Here is a 25,006-nt window from a genome sequence, read left to right as displayed (position 1 = left end):
GGAGGCGCATTATAGGGAGTAATTCTGAACCTGCAAGCGTAAAGTGAAAATTATTTACTGACCGCTCACTTTCCAGGCAAATCACTCTTCAGACCTCAATTTTCGCCTGGTTTTTAAACAAAAACGAGCCGCAAGCGGCCCGTTTTTGCGTTTTGTGACTTACTGCACTGCCACAATGCGATCGTCGTTGGCTTCCAGACGGATAACTTTGCCCGGAACCAGCTCCCCGGAGAGAATTTGCTGCGCCAGCGGGTTTTCGATCTGCTGCTGGATGGCACGTTTTAACGGACGCGCGCCATAAACAGGATCGTAACCATTCTCGCTCAGCAGTTTCAGCGCATCATCCGAGATGTGGATTTCATACCCACGGTCTTCCAGACGCTTGTACAGACGCTGCAACTGGATCTGTGCAATCGACGCGATGTGTTTCTCACCCAGCGGATGGAACACGACCACTTCATCAATACGGTTGATGAACTCCGGACGGAAGTTTTGGCTGACCACACCCAGCACCAGATCTTTCATATGGCTGTAATCCAGCTCACCGAAGCGTTCCTGAATTAAATCGGAACCCAGGTTCGAGGTCATGATCACCACTGTGTTACGGAAGTCGACCGTTCTCCCCTGCCCGTCCGTCAGGCGTCCATCATCCAGTACCTGCAACAGGATGTTAAATACGTCAGGGTGTGCCTTTTCCACTTCATCCAGCAGGATGACGGAATAAGGACGACGGCGAACCGCTTCCGTCAGGTAACCGCCCTCTTCATAACCGACATATCCCGGAGGCGCACCGACCAGACGCGAGACGGAGTGTTTCTCCATAAACTCGGACATATCAATACGCACCATCGCGTCATCGCTGTCGAACATAAAGTTAGCCAGCGCTTTACACAGCTCAGTTTTACCGACACCGGTTGGCCCCAGGAATAGGAACGAGCCGATTGGACGATTCGGATCGGACAGCCCTGCACGGCTACGACGAATGGCGTTAGATACCGCTTCGACCGCTTCGTTCTGGCCAATAACGCGCTGATGCAGATCCTGCTCCATACGCAGCAGTTTCTCGCGTTCGCTTTCCATCATGCGAGCCACAGGAATACCCGTCCAGCGCGCCAGCACTTCGGCAATCTCGGCATCCGTCACTTTATTACGCAACAGACGCATGGTTTTGCCTTCCGACTGCGTGGCGATCTCAAGCTGTTTTTCCAGCTCAGGGATCTTGCCGTACTGTAGCTCGGACATCCGCGCCAGGTCCCCTACGCGCCGCGCCTGCTCAATGGCAATTTTCGCCTGCTCCAGTTCAGCCTTGATTGTCTGGGTGCCAGAGAGGGAGGCTTTCTCAGCTTTCCACTCTTCTTCCAACTCAGAATACTGGCGCTCTTTCTCATCCAGCTCTTCGTTGAGCATATCGAGGCGTTTCTTACTCGCCTCATCAGACTCTTTGTTCAGCGCCTGCTGTTCCAGCTTGAGCTGGATAATGCGGCGATCGAGTCGGTCTAACTCTTCCGGTTTCGAGTCAATCTGCATGCGGATACTGGACGCGGCTTCATCGATAAGGTCGATGGCTTTATCCGGCAGCTGACGATCGGCGATATAACGATGCGAAAGCGTCGCCGCCGCAACGATGGCCGGGTCAGTGATCTGCACGTGATGGTGCAGTTCATATCGCTCTTTCAGACCGCGCAAAATAGCGATGGTATCTTCAACGCTTGGTTCAGCGACAAACACCTTCTGGAAACGACGCTCCAGCGCGGCATCTTTTTCAATGAACTGACGATACTCGTCCAGCGTGGTGGCACCGACGCAGTGAAGTTCACCACGCGCCAGCGCAGGTTTCAGCATGTTCCCGGCATCCATTGCGCCGTCAGCTTTACCGGCCCCAACCATGGTATGCAGTTCGTCGATAAACAGGATGACGTTACCTTCCTGTTTCGCCAGATCGTTCAACACGCCTTTCAGACGCTCTTCGAACTCGCCGCGATATTTCGCCCCGGCCACCAGCGCGCCCATATCCAGAGCCAGCACCCGGCGGCCTTTCAGCCCTTCAGGCACTTCACCATTAACGATACGTTGCGCCAGCCCTTCAACGATGGCGGTTTTACCGACGCCGGGCTCACCAATCAGCACCGGGTTGTTTTTGGTACGACGTTGCAGTACCTGGATAGTCCGGCGAATTTCTTCGTCACGGCCGATCACCGGGTCAAGCTTGCCCTGCTCGGCACGTTCGGTCAGGTCGACCGTAAATTTCTTCAAGGCCTGACGTTGGTCTTCGGCTCCCTGATCGTTCACGCTTTCACCTCCGCGCATTTTCTCAATCGCCTGGGTCACATTGGCGGTGGTTGCACCGGCGGATTTCAGCAGGTCGGTCAAGGTACCGCGTGATTCAAGCGCCGCCAGAACAAACAGCTCTGACGAAATAAAGTTGTCCCCACGTTTTTGCGCCAGCTTGTCGCAAAGGTTCAGCACGCGCACCAGATCCTGCGACGGCTGGACGTCGCCACCGGTACCTTCTACCTGTGGTAAACGGCTCAGCGCCTGATCGATGGCGGTGCGTAACTGGCCGGCATTAATGCCAGCGGACGTTAATAAAGGACGTACCGATCCCCCTTCCTGACTCAGCAAGGCGCTCATTAAATGAAGAGGTTCGATAAACTGGTTGTCGTGCCCCAGTGCGAGGGACTGGGCATCGGCGAGAGCAAGCTGGAATTTATTAGTAAGACGATCCAGACGCATAACTCCTCCCATAACAGGTCAAATTTGCTACTGGAGATTAAATGAGGTCATCCCTCAATTATTCAAGGTTAATAACCTGAATTATGTGAAAAGAAAACGGCGCGTGCCGGATCGTCTTGATTCTTTAGGTTATATCAGCCAAATGAAACTTGCCATACGGCCTGTCGTCTTGTCGCGGCGATAGGAGAAAAAATCACCCTTTTCGGTGAAGGTACAGCGATCGCCGCCGAAGACCTGCGTCACCCCAACGTTATTCAAACGTTGACGGGCCAACTGATAAATATCGGCCAGATATTTGTCACCGGAAGCCACAAACGCGTCAACCGCTTGCGGATCTTTTTCCATAAAGGCTTCGCGCACTTCAGGGCCTACCTCAAACGCCTGCGGGCCAATCGCCGGGCCAAGCCAGGCAATGATATTTGCGGGAGTGTCCCGGAAGCAGGCGACGGTCTCTTCCAGCACGCCTTCGCACAGCCCGCGCCATCCGGCATGGGCAGCAGCCACTTCAGTTCCCGCCTGATTGCAGAACAACACAGGCAGGCAATCGGCGGTCATCACCGCGCAAACCGTTCCCGGCGTATTGCTGTACGAGGCATCGGCGCGTTTAGACGCGTAAGGCTCACCCGACAGCGTCAGCACCGCTTTACCGTGCACCTGTTCAAGCCAGACCGGATTTGAAGGAAGGTTTCCCTCAGCAAAAAGGCGCTTACGGTTCTCTTCGACGTGTTCCGGGTTATCACCACAGTGCGCGCCGAGGTTCAGAGACTCCCATGCGCCCTGGCTCACGCCACCGATACGGGTCGAACTACAGGCGGCCACGCCTTCAGGCAGCGGCCACTCCGGGACAATCAGCTTGGTCATAACCAGTCCACGTGATCCTTATGTTCTTCGAAATCTGCGCGCATCGCGTCGATAAGTTCCACCATATCCTGTGGGATCGGCGCATGCCATTCCATCTGAATTCCGGTAATGGGGTGGTAAAGACGTAGCATCGTCGCATGCAGCGCCTGACGATCGAATTTACGCAGCACGGAGATGAATTCATCCGACGCCCCTTTTGGTGGACGCGGACGACCGCCGTAAACCGGGTCACCCACCAGCGGATGGGTAATATGCGCCATGTGCACGCGGATCTGGTGGGTACGCCCGGTTTCCAGACGCAGACGCAGGCGCGTATGAATACGGAAATGCTCCATGATGCGGTAGTGGGTCACCGCCGGTTTACCCATCGGGTGCACGGACATATGCGTACGCTTGGTTGGGTGACGGCTAATCGGCTCTTCCACCGTGCCGCCAGAGGTCATATGACCAATGGCCACCGCCTCATACTCACGCGTGATTTCGCGCAGCTGTAAAGATTCCACCAGGCGAGTCTGAGCGGGAATCGTCTTCGCCACCACCATCAGACCCGTAGTGTCTTTATCCAGACGGTGAACGATCCCGGCACGCGGTACGTCAGCAATCGGCGGATAATAATGAAGGAGTGCGTTAAGTACCGTACCGTCAGGATTGCCCGCGCCCGGATGAACAACAAAATCGCGCGGCTTGTTGATGACCAGAATATCGTCATCTTCGTAGACGATCTCCAGGGGGATGTCCTGCGGCTCGAAGCGAATTTCCTCTTCGATTTCAGCATTGATGGCGACAGCTTCCCCACCAAACACTTTCTCTTTAGGTTTGTCCCAGATCTTGCCGTTTACCAGCACGCGCTGGTCAAGGATCCATTCTTTTATGCGTGAACGCGAATAATCAGGGAACAATTCGGCCAAAGCCTGATCTAAGCGTTGACCGAGCTGATTTTCGGAGACTGTTGCGGTGAGTTCTACTCGTTGTGCCATAAACTGCTTCTTCGTTTAACGTTGGGTTTTACGGCTTTGCCGTTTAATATAGTGTGCTATTGTAGCTGGTCTTAATCGGGAGCAGGAACTGAGTTTCTCCCGGACAAACATTTGAGGAAAGTCAAAACGTCATGACGCGCATGAAATATCTGGTGGCAGCGGCCACGTTGAGCCTGGCTTTGGTGGGCTGCTCCGGTTCGAATGAACAGGTCCCTGACAATCCGCCGAATGAAATCTATGCGACTGCACAACAAAAGTTGCAGGACGGTAACTGGAAACAGGCGATAACGCAACTGGAAGCGTTGGATAATAGCTATCCGTTTGGTCCGTATTCGCAGCAGGTACAGTTAGATCTTATCTACGCCTACTACAAAAACGCCGATCTGCCGCTGGCTCAGGCAACCATCGATCGTTTCATGCGTCTGAACCCTACCCATCCTAACATCGATTACGTGATGTACATGCGCGGCCTGACTAACATGGCGCTGGATGACAGTGCATTGCAGGGCTTCTTCGGGGTGGATCGTTCTGACCGTGACCCGCAACATGCGCGTGATGCTTTCAATGACTTCTCCAAACTGGTGCGTAGCTACCCGAACAGCCAGTACATTACCGATGCCACTAAGCGTCTGGTGTTCCTGAAAAATCGTCTGGCGAAATACGAGTACTCCGTTGCGGAATACTACACCCGCCGCGGCGCATGGGTTGCCGTGGTTAACCGTGTAGAAGGCATGCTGCGTGATTATCCGGATACACAGGCGACGCGTGATGGCCTGAAGCTGATGGAGAATGCTTATCGCCAGATGCAGATGACGGCTCAGGCTGACAAAGTGGCGAAAATTATTGCCGCGAACAGCAGCAATACCTGATCCCGCTACAACGCAAAACGGCAGCCCGCAGGCTGCCGTTTTTTTATTCATTCAGACTCCCGCTGAAGCGGTTTAGCCTCAACACATCCAGTCAACTATGACCGCAATTGCTGGCTTCGACAAGGTAAATCTCACCTCTTCCTGCCCTGCCTCACAAAAAAGATTCCCTGACAAAAACCGACAAAATAACGTGATCTAAATCACACATTTTGACATTAGGTCGGGTATGCTGGAATCACCAAGACGGAAAGACAAGAGGTAAAATTTATGACAATGAACATTACCAGTAAACAAATGGAAATTACTCCGGCAATCCGCCAGCACGTCGCAGACCGTCTCGCCAAACTGGATAAATGGCAAACACATTTGATTAACCCACATATCATCCTGTCCAAGGAGCCGCAGGGTTTCATCGCTGATGCAACTATCAATACTCCAAACGGCCATCTGGTCGCCAGCGCAAAACACGAGGATATGTACACCGCAATTAACGATTTGATCAACAAGCTGGAACGGCAGCTCAATAAAGTGCAACACAAAGGTGAAGCCCGTCGCGCCACAACGTCGGTGAAAGACGCCAGCTTCGCGGAAGAAGTTGAAGAAGAGTAATCCTCTAAAATTGAGTGTACCGACAACGCGCCTCCGGGCGCGTTTTTTATTGACAGGATCAAAACAGTACAGGTACTTTAACCCTATCAATTTCAGGACGACCTTATGAAACAGACGCCGTTTTTCTTCGCATTCTTTTTTACCTTCCCCTGACCGGGAGGCGTTTCGTCGTGTGATAAAGAATGCGAAGACGAACAACAAGGCCTCCCACACCGGGAGGCCTTTTTTATTGATAACGATAAATTGAGACAGACAACACTATGACACCGGAAAACCCGCTCCTGGATTTGCGCGTAAAGATCAGCGCTCTCGATGAAAAATTACTGGCCCTGCTGGCAGAACGCCGCGCCCTCGCCGTTGAAGTGGGCAAAGCCAAGCTGGATTCCCATCGGCCGGTACGCGATATCGATCGCGAACGTGATTTACTGGAACGGTTGATTCAGCTCGGCAAAGCGCATCATCTGGATGCCCACTACATCACCCGCCTGTTCCAGCTCATCATCGAAGATTCCGTTCTGACGCAGCAAGCCTTGCTCCAGCAGCATCTGAACAAAACTAACCCGCACTCTGCGCGCATCGCATTTCTCGGCCCGAAAGGCTCCTATTCTCATCTGGCTGCTCGCCAGTACGCCGCCCGCCATTTCGAAGAGTTTATTGAGAGCGGTTGTGCGAAATTTGCAGACATTTTCAACCAGGTCGAAACCGGCCAGGCGGATTACGCCGTGGTGCCTATCGAGAACACCAGCTCCGGCGCCATCAACGATGTTTACGATCTGCTCCAGCACACCAGCCTGTCGCTGGTCGGTGAGCTGACTATCCCTATCGATCACTGCGTGCTGGTCGCCGGCTCAACGGACCTGAGTCAGATCGAAACGGTTTACAGCCACCCGCAGCCGTTCCAGCAGTGCAGCCAGTTCCTGAACCGTTATCCGCACTGGAAAATTGAGTACACCGAGAGCACCTCGGCGGCGATGGAAAAAGTGGCGCAGGCAAACTCCCCTGCCGTCGCGGCACTCGGTAGCGAAGCGGGCGGCGCGCTGTATGGCTTACAGGTGCTGGAGCGCAATCTGGCTAACCAGACGCAGAATATCACCCGTTTCGTGGTTCTGGCCCGCAAGGCCATCAACGTGTCCGATCAGGTACCGGCGAAAACCACCCTGCTGATGGCGACCGGACAGCAGGCGGGCGCGCTGGTTGAAGCGCTGCTGGTGCTGCGTAATCACAACCTGATCATGACGAAGCTGGAGTCCCGCCCAATCAACGGCAATCCGTGGGAAGAGATGTTCTATCTCGACGTTCAGGCCAACCTGGAATCTGCATCCATGCAGAAAGCCCTGCGTGAGCTGGGCGAGATCACCCGCTCCATGAAAGTGCTGGGATGCTATCCGAGCGAAAACGTGGTCCCGGTCGATCCGGCTTAACGTTCGATAAAGCGGCTTTTCTTCATCCCTGCCACATTTACGGGCAGGGTGAAGATAGCCCCGGAAAGCGGGAATTTTGCCAGCTCCTCCGCCTCCATGTTTTCCCGCGTGGTGGTGATAAACAGCGTTTTCATATCGTCGCCGCCAAAGCAGACCATTGTCGGGCAACGTACCGGCAGCCGGTGCTCTTCCAGCTGTTCTCCCTGCGGGGAAAACCGCGCTATACGCCAGCCGTCAAACAGTGCGCTCCAGTAGCAGCCTTCCTCATCCATTGCCGCACCGTCGGGAATACCTTCTCCCTCGCTAAAACGGCGAAATTCTTCGCGCGTTCCGGGTTCAGCCAGCTCATCAAGCGGCGTACGGTAGATCACGCCGTTCGGCGTATCAGAGGTAAACATCCACCGTTTGTCAGGGCTAAACGCTAAACCGTTATGCCCCTGAATATCGCACTGGATCACTTTCGGCGTCAGGTCGTTGTCGATACGCATCAGCATGGCGCCGTTATAATCTCCCGGTCCCCAGAAGGTGCCCGCGTAAAACCGTCCCTGATGGTCGGTGCCACCGTCATTAAAGCGTGCAAGCAGCGGATTAGACGGGTTATCGCAAACCTTACGCTGGAGCAGGCCGTGTTTATCGGCCAGCCAGATGGCGTTACGCATCGCGACGATAAATCCGCCGCGTTCACGCAGGGCAAAACACCCGACTTCTTCATGGAATGAGAGCACCGAGTGTTCCGCGGTGGGCAGATGATACCGATGGATTTCCCCTTCCAGAATATCTGCCCAGTAGAGCGCATTTTCTTCTGCACTCCACGTCGGGCATTCGGGCAGATGCCCGGTATAGTTCAACAGCAGCTGCGGTTCAGCCATAACAGATCCCCAAAAAGAAAAAAGCCAGCAATGCTGGCTTTCAGTATATACATCATCCGATTACTGGCGACTGTCATTTGCCTGGCGCAACAGGGTGCGGCTTTCACTCTGGAATCGCGTGGCGTAATCACCGAACCAGTGCTCCACTTTACGGAAACTGTCGATAAAGGCCTGTTTATCGCCCTGCTCCAGCAAGGTGATCGCTTCGCCAAAACGCTGATAATAACGTTTGATCAGTGCCAGGTTGTTTTCAGACGACATAATGATGTCGGCATAAAGCTGTGGATCCTGCGCAAACAGTCGCCCGACCATCGCCAGCTCGAGACGATAGATTGGCGAGGAAAGCGCCAGCAATTGTTCAAGCTGAACGTTCTCTTCCGCCAGGTGCAGCCCATAGGCGAAAGTGGCAAAGTGGCGCAGCGCCTGAATAAACGCCATGTTCTGGTCATGCTCTACCGCACTAATGCGGTGTAAACGCGCCCCCCAGACCTGAATTTGTTCCAGGAACCACTGGTAGGCTTCCGGCTGCCGTCCGTCACAATAAACCACGACCTGTTTCGCCAGGCTGCCGCTGTCCGGGCCAAACATCGGATGTAACCCAAGCACAGGGCCGGTGTGTGCCGCCAGCATGGCCTGTAGCGGACCATTTTTAACGGAGGCCAAATCCACCAGAATGCAATCTTCCGGCAGGGGAGGAAGTTTACCGATGATCTGCTCCGTCACGTGGATCGGCACGCTGACGATAACCATACCGGCGTCTTTTATCCGCTCCGCCGCGTGCGGCCAGTCCTCTTTCTCCAGAATGCGCACCTGATAGCCAGAGAGCGTCAGCATTTTTTCAAACAGACGCCCCATCTGCCCGCCGCCACCGACGATAACCACCGGACGCAGCGACGGACAAAGGGTTTTGAAGCCCTTGTCGTTTTCGCTGGAATAGGACTCGCGCATCACGCGGCGCAGGACGTCTTCAATCAAATCAGGTGAAACGCCCAGGGCCTGCGCCTCTTTACGGCGGGAGGCAAGCATAGAGGCCTCGCGCTCCGGAACGTAAATCGGCAGGCCGTATTTGCTTTTCACTTCGCCGACTTCAGCAACCAGCGCCATGCGGCGCGCCAGAAGATCCAGCAGCGCCTTATCCACTTCATCAATTTGATCGCGCAGTGCGGTCAATTCAGCAACCATAACTACCCTCTTAAGCCAGACGCGTCGCCAGCTGGCCGTTCAAATCTTTGTGGATCTCACGCAGCAGCGCATCGGTGGTTTCCCAGCTGATACAGGCATCCGTAACGGAGACGCCGGGCTTCATCGCGCTGCGCGGCTGTTCCGATGACTGATTGCCTTCATGAATATTACTTTCAATCATCAAGCCGATAATTGAACGGTTGCCATCTTTAATCTGTGCAATCACAGACTCTGCAACCGCTGGCTGGCGACGGTAATCTTTATTCGAATTACCATGACTGCAATCTACCATTAGCGCCGGACGCAGTCCTGCCTGTTCCATCTCTTTTTCACACTGCGCAACGTCCGCCGGGCTGTAGTTCGGGGCTTTACCGCCGCGGAGGATCACGTGACCGTCCGGGTTGCCCTGGGTTTGCAGCAGGCATACCTGGCCCGCCTGGTTGATCCCAACAAATCGGTGCGGCATTGCGGCGGCGCGCATGGCGTTAATCGCCGTCGCCAGGCTACCGTCGGTACCGTTTTTAAAACCAACCGGCATAGACAGACCAGACGCCATCTCGCGGTGGGTTTGTGATTCGGTGGTGCGCGCGCCAATCGCGGACCAGCTAAACAGATCGCCAAGGTACTGCGGGCTGTTTGGATCCAGCGCTTCGGTTGCCAGCGGCAGGCCCATGCTAACCAGTTCCACCAGCAGGCGACGCGCAATTTTCAGCCCTGCTTCCACGTCAAACGAGCCATCCATGTGCGGATCGTTGATCAATCCTTTCCAGCCAACCGTCGTGCGTGGCTTTTCAAAATAGACGCGCATCACCAGGTAGAGGCTATCGCTGACCTCCTCCGCTAATGCTTTAAATCGACGTGCGTACTCAATGGCGGTTTCTGGATCGTGAATAGAGCAAGGGCCGCATACCACCAGCAGACGCGGATCGCGGCCAGCGATAATGTCAGAAATGGTCTGGCGAGAATGCTCAATCTGAGCTTCCTGCGCGGCGCTCAGCGGAAACTCCGCCTTCAGTTGATCCGGGGTAATTAAAACCTGTTCATCAGTGATATGTACGTTGTTCAGCGCGTCTTTTTGCATGATTGCGATCCTGTAATACTCGTTTGCGATAGTGGTTTTCCTCAAGGAGGTGACACAACGATACCACAACAAGTAAAGATTTCAATCCAAAATACGTACACTTTAATTTACAGAAACCATTTTAATGCCAAAAAATCAGGCTTAAAACGTAAACATAAAATTACACATGCGCATTTACTGCCCATCTACGCTCACGCAAGGAACACTATCCAGGCGCTGGCCGTGAGCTTAATAACCCTCTGGTGAATCGAAGGGAAACTTGGCTGGCACATGAATCCAGAAAACAAAGAATGAATGAAATTATGAATTCCAGCAGACTTAATCGAAACTGGCTTCATTCTCGGGAATATAATTCGCAGTAAGATTTAGCTTAGGTCAATACAGGGATATTTCTGACATAATGACGGCTTTAAGAAACAATGGTATTCTGCCGGAAATTCTTAAGGACATCTATTTCCGGGGCGGTTTGGCGGATTCTGATGAGAAATACATTCTTGATCGCTTTGCTTCACCTCCCCCTGGCGCTAATGCTGTTCATTTTAGTGAGTCCTGCAAGGGCAGGCTCGTTTACGGAAACGGATAAATCGGTACGTTCGATTGTTTCCGGTATTGTGAGCTACACCCGATGGCCAGCACTGTCCGGCCAGCCGAAGCTCTGTATTTATGCCTCTTCCCGTTACAGACAGGCGCTCAGCAGTGAAGATGTAAATAACCCGTTGCCCTATACCCCTGTCATTGTGTATAGCGATCGGGAAGCGCTCGCGGCAAGGTGTGATGCCCTCTATTTCGGGAGTGAGTTGCCGGCAAAACAACAGGAAATAATAAATCAATATCAAGGCCATGCGTTGCTATTAATGTCAGAGCAAAATCCTGAATGCGTTATTGGCAGCGCATTTTGTCTGATAATAGAGTCCAACCAGGTCAGATTTTCCGTCAATCTGGACGCGCTGGCGCGCAGTGGCGTAAGAGTCAATCCGGATGTATTAATGCTCGCGCGGAATAAGAAGCATGAATAAGGATGTCATATCAACACCGCGTCCGACGTTTAAAAGAACGTTGCGGCGAATCAGCATGATAAGCGTCGTTATAACGATGACGTTTATATGGCTGCTGCTGTGTTTCGCTTCCGTGGTGACATTAAAGCAATACGCGCAAAAAAACCTCGAACTCACCGGCGCCACCATGAGCCACAGCCTTGAAGCCTCTCTGGTGTTCAACGATGCCGTGGCGGCAAATGAAACGCTCGCGACCCTCGGTAAGCAGGGGCAGTTTGCCGTGGCGGAAGTGCTTAACGCGCATCATAAACGGTTTGCATGGTGGTCATGGAACCCGGCGGATAATACCGACACGCTGGGCGCGCTGGTCAGCCGCTGGTTATTCCCTCTTCCTGTCGCACAGCCCATCATGCATAACGGCAATGTGATTGGCGAAATTCGACTTACCGCACGAGACAGCCTGATTAGCCACTTTATCTGGCTCTCATTTGCGGTTCTCACCGGCTGCATTCTTATTGCCTCTGCCGTCGCATTGACCATCACCCGTTCGCTCCATCATGGCATGGTCGCTGAAATGCAAAACATCACTGACGTTGTGCATGATGTCCGCACCAACCGCAACTTCTCTCGCCGGGTAACGGAAGGCCGGATTGAAGAGTTTCACCAGTTTGGTGAAGACTTCAACAGCCTGCTGGATGAAATGGAGGAGTGGCAGCTCAAGCTACAGGCCAAAAACGCGCAGCTATTGCGTACCGCCATGCACGATCCGCTCACGGGGCTCGCAAACCGCGCCGCGTTTCGCAACAACATTGCGGCATTGATGAATGACGCTTCGGCAAAAACCAATTCTGCCCTGCTCTTCCTGGACGGTGATAACTTCAAGTTTATCAACGATACCTGGGGTCATGCCGCGGGTGACTGCGTCCTGATCGAAGCCGCAAAAAGGATGGTCGAGTTTGGCGAAAAGCGTCATCAGTCTTACCGTCTCGGCGGCGACGAGTTTGCCATGATCCTTTACGGCGTCCATACCGAGCGTGAGGTGGAATATATTTGCGCCGCGCTGTCGCAGCAATTTATTCGTCCGTTTGATCTGCATAACGGGCACACAGCATCAATGTCACTCAGCATTGGCTTTGCTCTGGCGTGGGAAAATGGCTCCGTTGAGGCATTACTGGAGCAAGCCGATCGCAATATGTATCTGGTCAAGAACCAGCGTTCGAAAACAATATCCTGAAAGGAAGACGATATGTTAAAGCGATACTTTGCGCCGTTGTTACTGGCATCTCTGGCTATGTCCGGGTGTCAGACGCCGGACGGTAAATTCACACCAGCGCAAATTGCGGCCATGAAGTCCTACGGCTTTAACGAACTGAACGGCGACTGGTCTCTGGGCCTGTCGGATAAGATCCTGTTTGATAAAAATGAAGCCAGACTGCGCCCGGAAAGTGAAACGCAGATCCAGACTATGGCCTCACGTCTGGCGGCAACCGGTCTGAATCACGCCCGGATGGACGGCCATACGGATAACTATGGTGAAGAGCGCTACAACGAAGCGCTTTCGTTAAAACGCGCCAACGTCGTGGCGGATGCCTGGGCGAAGGGCGCGAACATCCCGCGCAGCAACCTCACCACGCGGGGCTTAGGTAAAAAATACCCGGTCAGCAGCAACCGCACTGCGCAAGGGCGCGCTGAAAACCGCCGGGTTGCGGTGGTCATCAGCACGCCATAAGGCTATTTAACGGATGATCCGGCGAGCGACACGCCTGAAGCCGCTCGCCAGCGCAGCCAGTCGATCGCAATGAACACCGCCAGGCTGACGCCCATCACCGGCAACGCCAGCCCCAGCAGAACGCTTATCAGCAAGGTCACTCCCCTTCCCCACAGCGGCAATGCCAGCCAGCTTTGACAGAGCGTCTGGACCGGGTTCGCGGCTGACGTTGCAGGACGACGCATCCACCACATCCGGTATCCCAGGATAATCAGCACGCACAGCGCAACACCAAACGCGATGAGCACCAGCTGATTTGCCAGACCAAACAGGATCCCCATATGGAAATCCACGCCCCAGCGGGTGAGTTTCGCCATCAGCGGAAAATCCTCGAAGCGAGTGCCGTCCAGCACCTTCAGAGAGTGGGGATCCACGGCAACGGCATCAACCTGCGTCGGCCAGCTGCGATCGATTTCCGTCACCGTCCATGCCTGGTCAGCCCTTTTTGCCGGGCGGATCTCAACTTTGTTCGCATCAATCCCCGACTGGCGAGCAGCCTGCAACACGCTGTCAAAAAGCGACAGCTCGACCGGCATGTCAGGCATCGTCATTGCACCGTGATGGCCACGGTGTTCGGCGTGTTCATCCATCATTTCCGGCGCACCGGAAAGCTGGGTATTAACCTGCGGCGTCAGCCAGTTCATCTCTGCCCGCAGCTTATCAACGTTACCCCCGGCCCATTGTGACCAGGTTAAACCGGTGGCTGAGAACAGCAGCATTCCCGCCAGCAGCGTCCAGCCTAACATCACATGCAGGCGACGACGATTCTGGAAACGGTTGTTAATGCGGCGCTTTGGTCGGGTATAGAACCACAGCGCGATACCGCCCAGGGCAGCAACCCACATCCAGGAGGCGGCTAACTCGCTATAGAGCCGCCCGAGGTTGCCCAGCATCAGCGAGGTATGCAGATAATCGATAGTCTGGCGCAGCGGTAAAATCCCGCTGGTGCCGTACACGGTCATATCCCCTCGAACCTCAAGGCTGGCGGGATCAATAAAAACAGCCCGATGCTCGGAGGGACCAAGCTTCGGGTCGGCAAACATCACGCGGGTCGTTTCGCCCTTTTCCAGCCCCGGACGAACGGCATGTAAACGCAGCGCTGAACCCACGGCGTTTTCTGCCACGGCAATTTGTTCAGCAAGAGGCTGCGCATCACCCACGGCATCCGTGTGGAGTGCGTTACGGTACAGCGCATTTTCAAGCTGCGGCGTTGCCACATACAGCGTACCGGTCAACGCGGCGAAGAAGATAAACGGACCGACAAACAGCCCGATGTAGAAATGGAGGCGACGCAGCAGGTTTCCCCATGCCGCGCGCGGAGTGCAGGTAGTCATACTTTTCCTTTTTAAGGCAAAAAGTGAGTGATTTTGTTTTAAAGGGAGAAAGCAGACCGCCGCGGCGGCGCGCGGGTATCAGGATAAAGCCAGGGGAAGAAGTGCCAGTGGCTAACCGCCTGACGTGGCGGCTTCAGCCGCAGCCGCTGCAACACCACGCTGAGCAGAACGATAAGCGCCAGCATCACGCCCGGCACGTGCGCCAGCAGTACGCAGTAGCCGCACGCCTCCGCATGGTCAACCGGCATCGTGTGTGGCATATCGCCGTGATGCTCGTCCATCGACATCATGCTCATATCATGGTGCATGCCAGGCATCGCGCTCATGGGATCTTTTTGCAGCGAGATGGAGATCAGCGGCGCCACGACGATCAGCAGGATCGCAAACAGCGCGGTCAATGCCGCTGCGCGTTTCCAGCTATGCTGATGCAGTACGTTATCCACTTACCCTCCACCCAAGAGGCCAACATTGTAAATGATTTATGACGGAAGGGTTAACGCGAGAGGTGCGATAGGATAAAAAAAGGGCCAGCCTTTCGGCCAGCCCTTTCTAACAGGATGTCGCTTAAGCGAATCTTAGTTCAGACGCTCTTTAATACGAGCAGACTTACCAGTACGCTCACGCAGGTAGTACAGTTTAGCTTTACGTACAGCACCACGACGTTTAACAGCAATGCTGTCAACTACCGGAGAGTGAGTCTGGAAGACACGCTCAACGCCTTCGCCGTTGGAAATTTTACGAACAGTGAATGCAGAGTGCAGACCGCGGTTACGAATAGCGATAACCACGCCCTCGAATGCCTGCAGACGTTTTTTGGAACCTTCAACAACCCATACTTTCACTTCCACGGTGTCACCTGGACGGAAGGAAGGTACGTCCTGCTTCATCTGCTCTTGTTCAAGTTGCTTAATAATGTTGCTCATAATTTAATCTCTTATCCTGGGTAAACTGATATTCGGGAGCGTATTACGCATTCCCATCATGTTCATGCTGCTGGTGCGCGTGTTCAGTTTTGAACTCGGCCAGCAACTTTGCTTGCTCTTCAGTCAGAGCCAGGTTTTCCAGAAGTTCAGGTCTTCTAAGCCAGGTTCGGCCCAGCGACTGCTTCAAACGCCAGCGACGTATCTCGGCATGGTTTCCTGACAGTAACACTGCCGGTACTTCCATCCCTTCTAACACTTCAGGACGAGTATAGTGTGGACAGTCCAGCAATCCATCGGCAAAGGAATCTTCCGTTGCCGAAGCTTCATGGCCCAGAACACCCGGAATAAACCGGGCAACGGAGTCAATCAGCGTCATTGCGGGTAACTCACCACCGCTGAGAACGTAATCGCCGATAGACCATTCTTCGTCAATCTCGGTTTGAATTACGCGCTCATCTATCCCTTCGTAGCGACCACAGACCAGAATCAGCTTTTGATTCGTCGCCAGTTCGCTCACGCCCGCTTGATCAAGCTTGCGTCCCTGAGGTGACAGATAAATCACCTTCGCGCCTTCACCTGCCGCGGCTTTTGCTGTGTGAATGGCGTCCCGTAAGGGTTGCACCATCATCAACATCCCCGGTCCGCCGCCGTAAGGACGATCGTCCACGGTACGGTGCCGGTCATGCGTGAAGTCACGCGGACTCCAGCTTTGGATGCTCAGCAGGCCATTCTTTACTGCCCGGCCAGTTACCCCGTAATCGGTAATCGCGCGGAACATTTCAGGAAACAGGCTAATTATGCCAATCCACATAGCGCCGTCTTTTACCGTTTATCCGGAGAATTAAAAACCAGGATCCCAATCTACTTCAATGGTTTGAGTAGCGAGATCGACTTTCTTGATAACCTGTCCATCGAGGAACGGGACCAGCCGCTCCTTGATGCCAAATGCATCTTTCAGGTTTGCCTTAATGACGAGAACGTCATTTGACCCGGTTTCCATCATGTCGATGACTTTCCCCAGGCTGTAGCCTTCAGTGGTCACTACCTGACAACCCATAAGGTCTTTCCAGTAGTAGTCGCCCTCTTCCAGCTGTGGCAACTGCGACGAATCCACGACAATTTCACAATTAGTCAGCGCATTCGCGGCATCACGATCGTCAATGCCTTTCAGCTTGATGATGATGTCCTGATTGTGGTGACGCCAGCTTTCCAGCTCGACCTCTTCCCACTTACCGGCTTTCTGGATAAACCAGGGCTGGTAATTAAAAATGCTATCAGCGTCTTCAGTGGAGGAAAACACTCTGAGCCAACCACGGATACCGTAGCAAGAACCCATTTTTCCCAATACGATCGGTTCAACAGGTGCTTTATTGCTCATCATGACCACCGTGACAGATTAAGCTGCTTTGTTTGCTGCTTTGATCAGCGTAGCAACGCGATCGGAAACAGTAGCGCCCTGGCCAACCCAGTGAGCGATACGATCCAGATCCAGACGGGTTTCTTCTTCTGCGCCAGAGGCCAGTGGGTTGAAGAAACCAACGCGCTCGATGAAGCGACCGTTGCGTGCATTACGGCTGTCAGTCACAACAACCTGGTAGAACGGACGCTTTTTAGCGCCGTGACGTGCTAAACGAATAGTTACCATAACATCCTCTTGTGTGAATAAAACAACCGGGCCCCATCGAGGAACGGAGCCCGGGTGTCATATTAAAAGCCCGAAAATTTTACTGATTTTTGGGGAAAATGCAATCAGCAGTTGATCAGTCTGCTGTAAAAGGCCGATTAACGCCCAGGGAATCCTGGTGGCATCATGCCTTTCATGCCGCGCATCATCTTCGCCATGCCGCCTTTCTTCATTTTCTTCATCATGCGCTGCATGTCGTCGAACTGTTTCAGAAGGCGGTTAACGTCCTGCACCTGCATGCCGCAGCCGGCTGCGATACGGCGCTTACGCGACCCTTTGATGATTTCTGGCTTAGCACGTTCTTTCAGCGTCATCGAGTTGATGATGGCTTCCATACGCACCAGCACTTTGTCGTCCATCTGCGATTTAACGTTGTCCGGGATCTGCCCCATGCCCGGCAGCTTGCCCATCAGGCTGGCCATGCCGCCCATGTTTTTCATCTGACGCAGCTGCTCAAGGAAGTCGGTCAGATCGAAGCCGTCGCCTTTTTTCAGCTTGCTGGCGAGTTTTTCCGCCTGCGCGCGGTCGACCTTGCTCTCAATATCTTCGATCAGCGACAGCACGTCGCCCATGCCGAGGATACGGGAAGCAATACGATCCGGGTGGAACGGCTCCAGCGCTTCGGTTTTCTCGCCCACGCCGAGGAATTTAATCGGCTTACCGGTGATGTGACGAATAGACAGCGCCGCACCGCCGCGGGCGTCACCGTCCACTTTGGTCAGCACCACGCCGGTCAACGGCAGGGCTTCGTTAAACGCTTTCGCGGTGTTCGCCGCATCCTGACCGGTCATGGCGTCAACGACAAACAGGGTCTCTACCGGGTTGATAGAGGCGTGCACCTGCTTGATCTCGTCCATCATCGCTTCGTCGACGTGCAGACGACCGGCGGTATCCACCAGCAGCACGTCGTAGAATTTCAGCTTCGCCTCTTTCAGCGCGGCATTCACGATATCGACAGGCTTCTGCGCCACGTCGGAGGGGAAGAAGTCCACGCCAACCTGCTCAGCCAGCGTTTCCAGCTGTTTGATCGCCGCCGGGCGATAGACGTCCGCCGAAACCACCAGCACCTTTTTCTTGTGCTTTTCGCGCAGGAATTTACCCAGCTTACCGACGCTGGTGGTTTTACCTGCACCTTGCAGACCCGCCATCAGCACCACGGCCGGCGGCTGGGCCGCCAGGTTAAGCACCTGGTTCTCTTCGCCCATCGCCGAAACCAGTTCGTTACGAACGATTTTGACGAACTCCTGACCCGGGGTCAGGCTCTTGTTAACTTCATGACCAACCGCTTTCTCTTTCACACGGTTGATAAAATCACGGACGACCGGCAACGCAACGTCTGCTTCCAGCAGCGCCATGCGCACTTCGCGCAGCGTTTCCTTGATGTTCTCTTCGGTGAGGCGTCCACGGCCGCTGATGTTGCGCAGCGTGCGCGACAAACGATCGGTTAAATTATCAAACATTGTCTCTCGCCTGGGGTAGAAACGTTAGGTCGCCTGGGCGACACATACACAGAATTTTGCCGGAGTATAACATGAAGGCGCCTTTGTTGTTATGCAACGGTTGGAGCAGGCGTCACGTAACGTTATACTGCTTCTCTTTCTTATTAAGACAACTGTCGACGCCTATATGCCTGTTTTCGCACTGATCGCCCTTGTTGCCTACTCTGTCAGCCTCGCGCTGATCATTCCTGGCCTGCTGCAAAAAAACAGCGGCTGGCGGCGCATGGCTATTCTTTCGGCGGTAATCGCATTGATTAGCCACGCGTTTGCGCTGGAATCACGCATCATTCCCGGCGACGGCAGCGTGCAAAACCTGAGCGTGCTGAACGTCGGCTCGCTGGTCAGCCTGATGATCTGTACGGTCATGACCATTGTCGCGTCTAAAAACCGCGGCTGGCTGCTGCTGCCGATAATCTACGCCTTTGCGCTGATCAACCTGGCGTTAGCCACGTTCATGCCTAATGAGTTTATTACCCATCTGGAAGCCACGCCGGGGATGCTGGTGCATATTGGCCTGTCGCTTTTCGCCTACGCGACGCTAATCATTGCCGCCCTTTACGCCATGCAGCTCGCCTGGATTGACTACCAGCTGAAAAATAAAAAGCTGGCGTTTAACCACGAAATGCCGCCGCTGATGGTGATTGAGCGTAAGATGTTCCACATCACTCAGGTCGGCGTGGTTCTGCTGACGCTGACGCTGTGCACAGGTTTGTTTTATATGAAGAACCTGTTCAGCGTGGAGAATATCGATAAAGCAGTTCTCTCCATCATTGCGTGGTTTGTCTATATTGTCCTGTTATGGGGCCATTATCATGAAGGCTGGCGCGGTCGTCGCGTGGTCTGGTTCAACGTTGCGGGTGCCGGCATTCTCACGCTTGCCTATTTTGGTAGCCGCTTCATACAGCAATTTGCTGGCTAAGTAACAAAAGGAGTTCCCCCTGGAACACATCTCTACCACCACGCTGATCGTCATTCTGGTCATCATGGTGGTCATCTCCGCTTATTTCTCTGGCTCTGAAACCGGCATGATGACGCTGAACCGCTACCGGTTGCGTCATCGGGCCAAGCAGGGTAACCGTGCCGCGCGTCGTGTCGAAAAGCTGTTGCGTAAGCCAGACCGCCTGATTAGCCTGGTGCTTATCGGTAACAACCTGGTCAACATTCTCGCCTCTGCGCTGGGCACCATTGTCGGGATGCGTCTGTACGGCAACGCCGGCGTGGCGATTGCCACAGGGGTGCTCACGTTTGTGGTGCTGGTGTTTGCGGAAGTGCTGCCCAAAACCATCGCGGCGCTTTACCCGGAGAAGGTCGCCTACCCGAGCAGTTTCCTGCTAGCGCCGCTGCTTATTCTGATGATGCCGCTGGTCTGGCTGCTGAATATGGTGACCCGTGTGCTGATGCGCATGGTCGGTATCAAGGCCGACGTCACCATCAGCAGCGCGCTGAGTAAAGACGAGCTGCGTACCATCGTGAACGAATCCCGTTCGCAGATCTCCCGCCGCAATCAGGACATGCTCCTGTCGGTTCTGGATCTGGAAAAGGTCAGCGTTGACGACATCATGGTGCCGCGAAACGAAATCGTCGGAATCGATATTAACGATGACTGGAAGGCGATCGTCCGCCAGCTGACGCACTCCCCGCACGGGCGCATCGTGCTCTATCGCGATTCCCTCGACGATGCCATCAGCATGCTGCGCGTGCGCGAGGCCTATCGCCTGATGACCGAGAAAAACGAGTTCACCAAAGAGGTAATGCTGCGCGCCGCCGACGAAATTTACTACGTACCGGAAGGCACGCCGCTCAGCACGCAGCTGGTGAAGTTCCAGCGCAACAAGAAGAAAGTCGGCCTGGTGGTGGATGAATACGGCGACATTCAGGGGCTGGTAACGGTGGAAGATATTCTGGAAGAGATTGTCGGGGACTTTACCACGTCGATGTCGCCTTCCCTTGCAGAAGAGGTTACCCCGCAAAACGACGGGTCAGTGCTTATCGACGGCAGCGCCAACATTCGTGAAATCAATAAAGCGTTCAACTGGCATTTACCGGAAGACGAAGCGCGGACGATGAACGGCATGATTCTGGAAGCGCTGGAAGAGATCCCGGCGGCAGGTACGCGTGTGCGTATTGAACAGTATGATATTGATATTCTGGACGTTCAGGACAACATGATTAAGCAGGTGAAAGTCCTGCCCGTTACGCCACTTCGGGAAAGTATTGCCGAATAGAAGGTAGGCCGGGTGAGGCGAATGCCGCCACCCGGCACTACAGGTAGCAAATTAGGCTTTCGCTTTCGCCACGGTGACCATCGCAGCGCGAATAGTACGACCGTTCAGGGTATACCCTTTCTGCATCACGCCCAGCACGTTACCCGCGGTAACGTCTTCTGACTCGACCATCGCAATGGCCTGGTGAACGTTTGGATCCAGCGGAACATCCGTATCGGCAATCACTTCAACACCGAACTTACGCACCACATCCAGCATGGATTTCAGCGTCAGCTCGATGCCTTCAATCATCGCCGCGTTATCCGGATTAGCTTTATCCGCCACTTCCAGCGCGCGATCCAGGCTGTCGATCACCGGCAGCAGTTCGTTGACGAATTTCTCCAGCGCAAATTTGTGCGCCTTTTCAACGTCCAGCTCGGTACGACGGCGCAGGTTTTCCATTTCCGCTTTGATGCGCAGTACGCCATCGCGTTCGCGATTCTGCGCTTCTACCAGCTGAGCTTCCAGGTTGGCAATTTTTTCATCGCGCGGGTCCACCTGCTCAGCAGACGCGTCTGGCTCTACTGCCTCAACTTCATCGTGCTGTTCCGTGATAATTTCTTCAGGGGCTTGCCCCTCAGGCGTTTTCTGTTCTTTACTACTCATGAATTTCTCCGCGTTTTTCTGCATTCATCTCGCTAACTTCGCTTATTATGGGGATCAGTTTCCTGGATTCAAGGGAACAAGGCAGATTGTCATCATTCATCAGGCACAAGGACCTCCAGAACATGAATAATCATTTCAGGTGTATTGGGATCGTCGGCCATCCGCGTCACCCTACCGCATTGACGACACATGAAATGTTGTATCGCTGGCTGAGTGGTAAAGGCTATGAAGTGATGGTCGAGCAGCAAATTGCCCAGGAGTTGCAGCTTAAAAGCGTCAGAACCGGCACGCTGGCGGAAATTGGCCAGCAGGCGGATCTCGCCGTGGTGGTCGGCGGCGACGGTAATATGCTGGGCGCGGCGCGAACGCTGGCTCGCTATGATATTAAGGTGATTGGTATTAACCGTGGCAATCTCGGTTTCCTGACCGACCTCGACCCGGACAATGCGCAGCAGCAGCTGGCGGACGTGCTGGAAGGCCACTATATCAGTGAAAAACGGTTTTTGCTGGAAGCCCAGGTGTGTCAGCAAGACTGCCAGAAGCGCATCAGCACCGCCATTAACGAGGTGGTTCTCCACCCCGGTAAAGTGGCGCACATGATCGAGTTTGAAGTCTATATCGACGAAATCTTCGCGTTCTCGCAGCGGTCTGACGGGCTGATTATTTCAACACCAACGGGATCAACCGCCTACTCGCTTTCAGCCGGAGGCCCAATCCTGACGCCATCGCTGGATGCGATAACCCTGGTGCCGATGTTCCCGCACACGCTCTCGGCGCGTCCGCTGGTGATCAACGGCGACAGCACCATCCGCCTGCGTTTCTCCCATCGCCGCAGCGACCTGGAGATCAGCTGCGACAGCCAGATTGCGCTTCCTATTCAGGAAGGTGAAGATGTACTCATTCGCCGCTGCGATTACCACCTGAACCTCATTCACCCGAAAGATTACAGCTATTTCAATACATTAAGCTCCAAGCTCGGCTGGTCAAAAAAATTGTTCTGATTTTGCATCCAGCGCTTTACTGTATATAAAACCAGTTTATACTGTATACAAACACAGTTATGGTTTTTCATACAGGAAAACAATTATGCTGGCACAACTGACCATTAGCAACTTTGCCATTGTTCGTGAGCTTGAGATCGACTTCCATAGCGGAATGACGGCGATTACCGGTGAAACCGGCGCAGGTAAATCCATTGCCATTGATGCCCTCGGCTTGTGCCTCGGCGGTCGTGCTGAGGGCGACATGGTGCGCACAGGCGCAGCCCGTGCAGACCTGTGTGCCCGCTTCTCGTTAAAAGACACGCCTGCCGCCCTGCGCTGGCTGGAAGCAAACCAGCTGGAAGACGGACGTGAGTGTTTACTTCGCCGCGTCATCAGCAATGATGGCCGCTCCCGTGGTTTTATTAACGGCACGGCGGTCCCTCTTTCCCAGCTTCGCGAGCTGGGCCAGTTGCTCATCCAGATCCATGGTCAGCATGCGCATCAGCAGTTAATCAAACCCGAACAACAGAAAGCCCTGCTTGATGGCTACGCAGGTGAGTATGCGCTTACTCAACTGATGGCGGAGCACTATCGTCAGTGGCATCAAAGCTGCCGCGAACTTGCGCAGCATCAGCAGCAAAGCCAGGAGCGTACCGCCCGCGCCGAGCTGCTGGAGTATCAGCTGAAAGAGCTGAACGAATTTAACCCGCAGGCGGGGGAATTTGAGCAAATCGACGAGGAGTACAAGCGTCTGGCCAACAGCGGTCAGCTGCTTTCCACCAGCCAGAATGCCCTGAACATGCTGGCAGATGGCGAGGACGTGAACTTGCAGAGCCAGCTGTACAATGTTCGCCAGCTTGTTACCGAGCTGACCGGCATGGACAATAAGCTGTCTGGCGTACTGGAGATGCTCGAAGAGGCCGCGATTCAGATTTCAGAAGCCGGGGATGAACTGCGCCACTACTGTGAACGTCTGGATCTCGACCCGAACCGTCTGTTTGAACTTGAGCAACGTATCTCCCGTCAGATTTCACTGGCGCGTAAGCATCACGTTACTCCGGAAGAACTGCCGAATTACTATCAGTCTCTGCTGGAAGAACAACAACAGCTGGACGATCAGGCCGATTCCCTCGAAACCCTGTCTCTGGCGGTAAATCTGCATCACCAGCAGGCGCTGGAAACGGCGAAGCGGCTGCACGAGGTGCGCCAACACTATGCGCTGGAGCTTAGCCAGCACATTACCGACAGCATGCATACGCTGGCGATGCCGCACGGGGTGTTCACCATTGACGTTCGCTTTGAAGAGAATCACCTGACGGCGGAAGGCGCAGACCGCATTGAATTCCGCGTCACCACCAACCCGGGCCAGCCTTTACAGGCGATTTCGAAAGTGGCTTCCGGCGGTGAACTGTCGCGTATCGCCCTGGCCATCCAGGTGATCACCGCCCGTAAGATGGAAACCCCGGCGCTGATTTTCGATGAAGTGGATGTGGGTATCAGCGGCCCGACGGCGGCCGTTGTCGGCAAACTGTTGCGTCAGTTGGGTGAATCGACGCAGGTCATGTGTGTGACACACCTGCCTCAGGTAGCTGGCTGTGGTCATCATCACTTTATCGTCAGTAAAGAAACTGACGGCGAAATGACGGAAACACACATGAAGCCGCTGGATAAACGCGCACGCTTGCAGGAACTGGCACGCCTGCTCGGGGGCAGTGAGGTCACGCGCAATACGCTCGCGAATGCGAAAGAACTGCTGGCGGCATAAACTTTTTCGGGATCTCAGGGTCATACAGAACAACAAAAACGCCGCCAGACCGGTTTCAAAGTGGGGCAAGGTCTATTATCATCGGCATATTACATATGAGCCGCGTACTGCTCGGGCCCGAAAAGGAATCAAATCACTATGCGCTGTAAAACGCTGACCGCTGCCGCAGCGGTTCTTCTGATGTTGACCGCAGGCTGTTCCACTCTGGAGAAAGTGGTTTACCGTCCTGACATCAACCAGGGGAACTACCTTACCCCTAACGATGTGTCCAAAATCCGTGTGGGAATGACACAACAGCAGGTCGCTTATGCACTGGGAACCCCGATGATGTCCGATCCGTTCGGTACAAATACCTGGTTCTATGTATTCCGCCAGCAGCCTGGTCATGAAGACGTGAGCCAGCAAACCCTGACCCTGACCTTTAGCAGTGCTGGTGTGCTGACCAATATCGACAACAAGCCTGCCCTGACCAAATAATCAGGCGTCAGCAACGCAAAAAGGTGCTCAATGAGCACCTTTTTTGTGTATGTTTATTTGCGCAGAATTGTAGCCCCGGTAAGCGCAGTGTATGACCGGATACATA

The 25,006-nt window shown here is 54.1% G+C and carries 26 protein-coding genes and 1 other annotated feature; of the genes, 12 read left to right on the top strand and 14 right to left on the bottom strand.

Features of this window, described 5'->3' with window-relative positions:
• Positions 1-159: 159 nt before the first annotated feature.
• From clpB to rluD, 3 genes are all read right to left on the bottom strand, one after another.
• Entirely contained in the window at positions 160-2,733 is a 2,574-nt protein-coding gene (gene clpB, locus IM267_RS18370) for an ATP-dependent chaperone ClpB (RefSeq protein ID WP_193034008.1), read from the bottom strand.
• 129 nt (positions 2,734-2,862) lie between these two features.
• Positions 2,863-3,594: a purine nucleoside phosphorylase YfiH gene (gene yfiH / locus IM267_RS18365; RefSeq protein WP_193034007.1), complete on the bottom strand. Its 732-nt coding sequence runs from the start codon at positions 3,592-3,594 to the stop codon at positions 2,863-2,865.
• The gene (rluD, locus tag IM267_RS18360; RefSeq protein ID WP_063450040.1) at positions 3,591-4,571 is read right to left on the bottom strand and encodes a 23S rRNA pseudouridine(1911/1915/1917) synthase RluD; all 981 of its coding nucleotides are present in this window, start codon (positions 4,569-4,571) and stop codon (positions 3,591-3,593) included. The genes yfiH and rluD overlap by 4 nt, the downstream gene beginning before the upstream one ends.
• A 131-nt stretch (positions 4,572-4,702) precedes the next feature.
• Here rluD and bamD point away from each other — a divergent pair, with 131 nt between their 5' ends.
• From bamD to pheA, 4 genes are all read left to right on the top strand, one after another.
• Positions 4,703-5,440 (top strand): outer membrane protein assembly factor BamD, encoded by a 738-nt coding sequence (gene bamD, locus IM267_RS18355; RefSeq protein WP_193034006.1) that lies wholly within the window; start codon positions 4,703-4,705, stop codon positions 5,438-5,440.
• A gap of 267 nt (positions 5,441-5,707) precedes the next feature.
• Complete coding sequence (raiA, locus tag IM267_RS18350) at positions 5,708-6,049, top strand: ribosome-associated translation inhibitor RaiA (protein WP_008502470.1); 342 nt, start codon at positions 5,708-5,710, stop codon at positions 6,047-6,049.
• A 104-nt stretch (positions 6,050-6,153) separates the two neighbouring features.
• Positions 6,154-6,279 (top strand) — a sequence feature (Phe leader region).
• Positions 6,155-6,202: a pheA operon leader peptide PheL gene (pheL, locus tag IM267_RS18345; RefSeq protein ID WP_100229775.1), complete on the top strand. Its 48-nt coding sequence runs from the start codon at positions 6,155-6,157 to the stop codon at positions 6,200-6,202. (Overlaps the previous feature by 48 nt.)
• Before the next feature lie 30 nt (positions 6,280-6,309).
• The gene (gene pheA, locus IM267_RS18340) at positions 6,310-7,470 is read left to right on the top strand and encodes a bifunctional chorismate mutase/prephenate dehydratase (protein ID WP_193034005.1); all 1,161 of its coding nucleotides are present in this window, start codon (positions 6,310-6,312) and stop codon (positions 7,468-7,470) included.
• Here the strand turns inward: pheA and IM267_RS18335 are convergent.
• Genes IM267_RS18335 through aroF form a run of 3 tightly spaced genes read right to left on the bottom strand, consistent with a single transcriptional unit; the run spans position 7,467 to position 10,602 of the window.
• Complete coding sequence (locus IM267_RS18335) at positions 7,467-8,339, bottom strand: SMP-30/gluconolactonase/LRE family protein (protein ID WP_112792919.1); 873 nt, start codon at positions 8,337-8,339, stop codon at positions 7,467-7,469. The genes pheA and IM267_RS18335 overlap by 4 nt on opposite strands.
• Positions 8,340-8,399: 60 nt before the next feature.
• Complete coding sequence (tyrA, locus tag IM267_RS18330) at positions 8,400-9,521, bottom strand: bifunctional chorismate mutase/prephenate dehydrogenase (protein WP_193034004.1); 1,122 nt, start codon at positions 9,519-9,521, stop codon at positions 8,400-8,402.
• Positions 9,522-9,531: 10 nt separating this feature from the next.
• Entirely contained in the window at positions 9,532-10,602 is a 1,071-nt protein-coding gene (gene aroF / locus IM267_RS18325) for a 3-deoxy-7-phosphoheptulonate synthase AroF (RefSeq protein WP_063450045.1), read from the bottom strand.
• Between the two features lie 479 nt (positions 10,603-11,081).
• Here aroF and IM267_RS18320 point away from each other — a divergent pair, with 479 nt between their 5' ends.
• Genes IM267_RS18320 through IM267_RS18310 form a run of 3 tightly spaced genes read left to right on the top strand, consistent with a single transcriptional unit; the run spans position 11,082 to position 13,326 of the window.
• Positions 11,082-11,618: a YfiR family protein gene (locus tag IM267_RS18320; protein ID WP_193034003.1), complete on the top strand. Its 537-nt coding sequence runs from the start codon at positions 11,082-11,084 to the stop codon at positions 11,616-11,618.
• Positions 11,611-12,831 carry a diguanylate cyclase DgcN gene (dgcN, locus tag IM267_RS18315; RefSeq protein ID WP_063865220.1) on the top strand — a complete coding sequence of 407 codons (1,221 nt, stop codon included), beginning with the start codon at positions 11,611-11,613 and terminating at the stop codon, positions 12,829-12,831. The genes IM267_RS18320 and dgcN overlap by 8 nt, the downstream gene beginning before the upstream one ends.
• Positions 12,832-12,843: 12 nt before the next feature.
• The gene (locus tag IM267_RS18310; protein WP_193034002.1) at positions 12,844-13,326 is read left to right on the top strand and encodes an OmpA family protein; all 483 of its coding nucleotides are present in this window, start codon (positions 12,844-12,846) and stop codon (positions 13,324-13,326) included.
• 2 nt (positions 13,327-13,328) lie between these two features.
• Here IM267_RS18310 and IM267_RS18305 read toward each other — a convergent pair whose 3' ends face one another.
• The 7 genes from IM267_RS18305 to ffh form a co-directional block, all read right to left on the bottom strand.
• Positions 13,329-14,699, bottom strand: a complete 1,371-nt coding sequence (locus IM267_RS18305; protein WP_193034001.1) for a PepSY domain-containing protein — start codon at positions 14,697-14,699, stop codon at positions 13,329-13,331.
• A gap of 38 nt (positions 14,700-14,737) precedes the next feature.
• Positions 14,738-15,142: a DUF2946 domain-containing protein gene (locus IM267_RS18300; RefSeq protein ID WP_193034000.1), complete on the bottom strand. Its 405-nt coding sequence runs from the start codon at positions 15,140-15,142 to the stop codon at positions 14,738-14,740.
• Between the two features lie 132 nt (positions 15,143-15,274).
• Positions 15,275-15,622 (bottom strand): 50S ribosomal protein L19, encoded by a 348-nt coding sequence (gene rplS, locus IM267_RS18295; protein WP_002914145.1) that lies wholly within the window; start codon positions 15,620-15,622, stop codon positions 15,275-15,277.
• Positions 15,623-15,665: 43 nt separating this feature from the next.
• Positions 15,666-16,433 (bottom strand): tRNA (guanosine(37)-N1)-methyltransferase TrmD, encoded by a 768-nt coding sequence (gene trmD / locus IM267_RS18290; protein ID WP_014832949.1) that lies wholly within the window; start codon positions 16,431-16,433, stop codon positions 15,666-15,668.
• A 30-nt stretch (positions 16,434-16,463) separates the two neighbouring features.
• Positions 16,464-17,003: a ribosome maturation factor RimM gene (rimM, locus tag IM267_RS18285; protein ID WP_006811638.1), complete on the bottom strand. Its 540-nt coding sequence runs from the start codon at positions 17,001-17,003 to the stop codon at positions 16,464-16,466.
• A gap of 15 nt (positions 17,004-17,018) precedes the next feature.
• Positions 17,019-17,267, bottom strand: a complete 249-nt coding sequence (gene rpsP, locus IM267_RS18280; RefSeq protein WP_022649067.1) for a 30S ribosomal protein S16 — start codon at positions 17,265-17,267, stop codon at positions 17,019-17,021.
• Between the two features lie 137 nt (positions 17,268-17,404).
• A complete protein-coding gene (ffh, locus tag IM267_RS18275; protein ID WP_003863132.1) occupies positions 17,405-18,766 on the bottom strand; it encodes a signal recognition particle protein in 1,362 nt (453 codons plus the stop codon).
• A gap of 166 nt (positions 18,767-18,932) precedes the next feature.
• Here ffh and IM267_RS18270 point away from each other — a divergent pair, with 166 nt between their 5' ends.
• On the top strand, positions 18,933-19,724 hold the full coding sequence (locus tag IM267_RS18270) for an inner membrane protein YpjD (protein ID WP_107535614.1): 792 nt from the start codon (positions 18,933-18,935) through the stop codon (positions 19,722-19,724).
• A 19-nt stretch (positions 19,725-19,743) separates the two neighbouring features.
• Complete coding sequence (locus IM267_RS18265; protein WP_063450050.1) at positions 19,744-21,030, top strand: HlyC/CorC family transporter; 1,287 nt, start codon at positions 19,744-19,746, stop codon at positions 21,028-21,030.
• A gap of 51 nt (positions 21,031-21,081) precedes the next feature.
• On the opposite strand, the gene grpE is transcribed toward IM267_RS18265, so the two are convergent.
• Positions 21,082-21,675: a nucleotide exchange factor GrpE gene (grpE, locus tag IM267_RS18260; protein WP_063865224.1), complete on the bottom strand. Its 594-nt coding sequence runs from the start codon at positions 21,673-21,675 to the stop codon at positions 21,082-21,084.
• A 122-nt stretch (positions 21,676-21,797) separates the two neighbouring features.
• Here grpE and nadK point away from each other — a divergent pair, with 122 nt between their 5' ends.
• The 3 genes from nadK to bamE all read left to right on the top strand — a co-directional run bounded on the left by nadK (position 21,798) and on the right by bamE (position 24,900).
• The gene (gene nadK / locus IM267_RS18255) at positions 21,798-22,676 is read left to right on the top strand and encodes an NAD(+) kinase (RefSeq protein WP_063450052.1); all 879 of its coding nucleotides are present in this window, start codon (positions 21,798-21,800) and stop codon (positions 22,674-22,676) included.
• 85 nt (positions 22,677-22,761) lie between these two features.
• Positions 22,762-24,423, top strand: a complete 1,662-nt coding sequence (recN, locus tag IM267_RS18250) for a DNA repair protein RecN (RefSeq protein WP_193033999.1) — start codon at positions 22,762-22,764, stop codon at positions 24,421-24,423.
• Between the two features lie 138 nt (positions 24,424-24,561).
• A complete protein-coding gene (gene bamE / locus IM267_RS18245; protein WP_063450054.1) occupies positions 24,562-24,900 on the top strand; it encodes an outer membrane protein assembly factor BamE in 339 nt (112 codons plus the stop codon).
• Positions 24,901-25,006: the final 106 nt, after the last annotated feature.

The organism is Enterobacter cloacae complex sp. P15RS (genome assembly GCF_014895905.1).
GTDB classification, from domain to species: domain Bacteria; phylum Pseudomonadota; class Gammaproteobacteria; order Enterobacterales; family Enterobacteriaceae; genus Enterobacter; species Enterobacter quasihormaechei.
This window is presented reverse-complemented; position numbering and strand designations above follow the sequence as displayed.

Excerpts from the sequence above, each read along its gene's own strand:
- clpB (WP_193034008.1), bottom strand. The coding sequence starts at position 2,733 with ATGCGTCTGGATCGTCTTACTAATAAATTCCAGCTTGCTCTCGCCGAT.
- yfiH (WP_193034007.1), bottom strand. The coding sequence starts at position 3,594 with ATGACCAAGCTGATTGTCCCGGAGTGGCCGCTGCCTGAAGGCGTGGCC.
- rluD (WP_063450040.1), bottom strand. The coding sequence starts at position 4,571 with ATGGCACAACGAGTAGAACTCACCGCAACAGTCTCCGAAAATCAGCTC.
- bamD (WP_193034006.1), top strand. The coding sequence starts at position 4,703 with ATGACGCGCATGAAATATCTGGTGGCAGCGGCCACGTTGAGCCTGGCT.
- raiA (WP_008502470.1), top strand. The coding sequence starts at position 5,708 with ATGACAATGAACATTACCAGTAAACAAATGGAAATTACTCCGGCAATC.
- pheA (WP_193034005.1), top strand. The coding sequence starts at position 6,310 with ATGACACCGGAAAACCCGCTCCTGGATTTGCGCGTAAAGATCAGCGCT.
- IM267_RS18335 (WP_112792919.1), bottom strand. The coding sequence starts at position 8,339 with ATGGCTGAACCGCAGCTGCTGTTGAACTATACCGGGCATCTGCCCGAA.
- tyrA (WP_193034004.1), bottom strand. The coding sequence starts at position 9,521 with ATGGTTGCTGAATTGACCGCACTGCGCGATCAAATTGATGAAGTGGAT.
- aroF (WP_063450045.1), bottom strand. The coding sequence starts at position 10,602 with ATGCAAAAAGACGCGCTGAACAACGTACATATCACTGATGAACAGGTT.
- IM267_RS18320 (WP_193034003.1), top strand. The coding sequence starts at position 11,082 with ATGAGAAATACATTCTTGATCGCTTTGCTTCACCTCCCCCTGGCGCTA.
- dgcN (WP_063865220.1), top strand. The coding sequence starts at position 11,611 with ATGAATAAGGATGTCATATCAACACCGCGTCCGACGTTTAAAAGAACG.
- IM267_RS18310 (WP_193034002.1), top strand. The coding sequence starts at position 12,844 with ATGTTAAAGCGATACTTTGCGCCGTTGTTACTGGCATCTCTGGCTATG.
- IM267_RS18305 (WP_193034001.1), bottom strand. The coding sequence starts at position 14,699 with ATGACTACCTGCACTCCGCGCGCGGCATGGGGAAACCTGCTGCGTCGC.
- rplS (WP_002914145.1), bottom strand. The coding sequence starts at position 15,622 with ATGAGCAACATTATTAAGCAACTTGAACAAGAGCAGATGAAGCAGGAC.
- trmD (WP_014832949.1), bottom strand. The coding sequence starts at position 16,433 with ATGTGGATTGGCATAATTAGCCTGTTTCCTGAAATGTTCCGCGCGATT.
- rimM (WP_006811638.1), bottom strand. The coding sequence starts at position 17,003 with ATGATGAGCAATAAAGCACCTGTTGAACCGATCGTATTGGGAAAAATG.
- rpsP (WP_022649067.1), bottom strand. The coding sequence starts at position 17,267 with ATGGTAACTATTCGTTTAGCACGTCACGGCGCTAAAAAGCGTCCGTTC.
- ffh (WP_003863132.1), bottom strand. The coding sequence starts at position 18,766 with ATGTTTGATAATTTAACCGATCGTTTGTCGCGCACGCTGCGCAACATC.
- IM267_RS18270 (WP_107535614.1), top strand. The coding sequence starts at position 18,933 with ATGCCTGTTTTCGCACTGATCGCCCTTGTTGCCTACTCTGTCAGCCTC.
- grpE (WP_063865224.1), bottom strand. The coding sequence starts at position 21,675 with ATGAGTAGTAAAGAACAGAAAACGCCTGAGGGGCAAGCCCCTGAAGAA.
- nadK (WP_063450052.1), top strand. The coding sequence starts at position 21,798 with ATGAATAATCATTTCAGGTGTATTGGGATCGTCGGCCATCCGCGTCAC.
- recN (WP_193033999.1), top strand. The coding sequence starts at position 22,762 with ATGCTGGCACAACTGACCATTAGCAACTTTGCCATTGTTCGTGAGCTT.
- bamE (WP_063450054.1), top strand. The coding sequence starts at position 24,562 with ATGCGCTGTAAAACGCTGACCGCTGCCGCAGCGGTTCTTCTGATGTTG.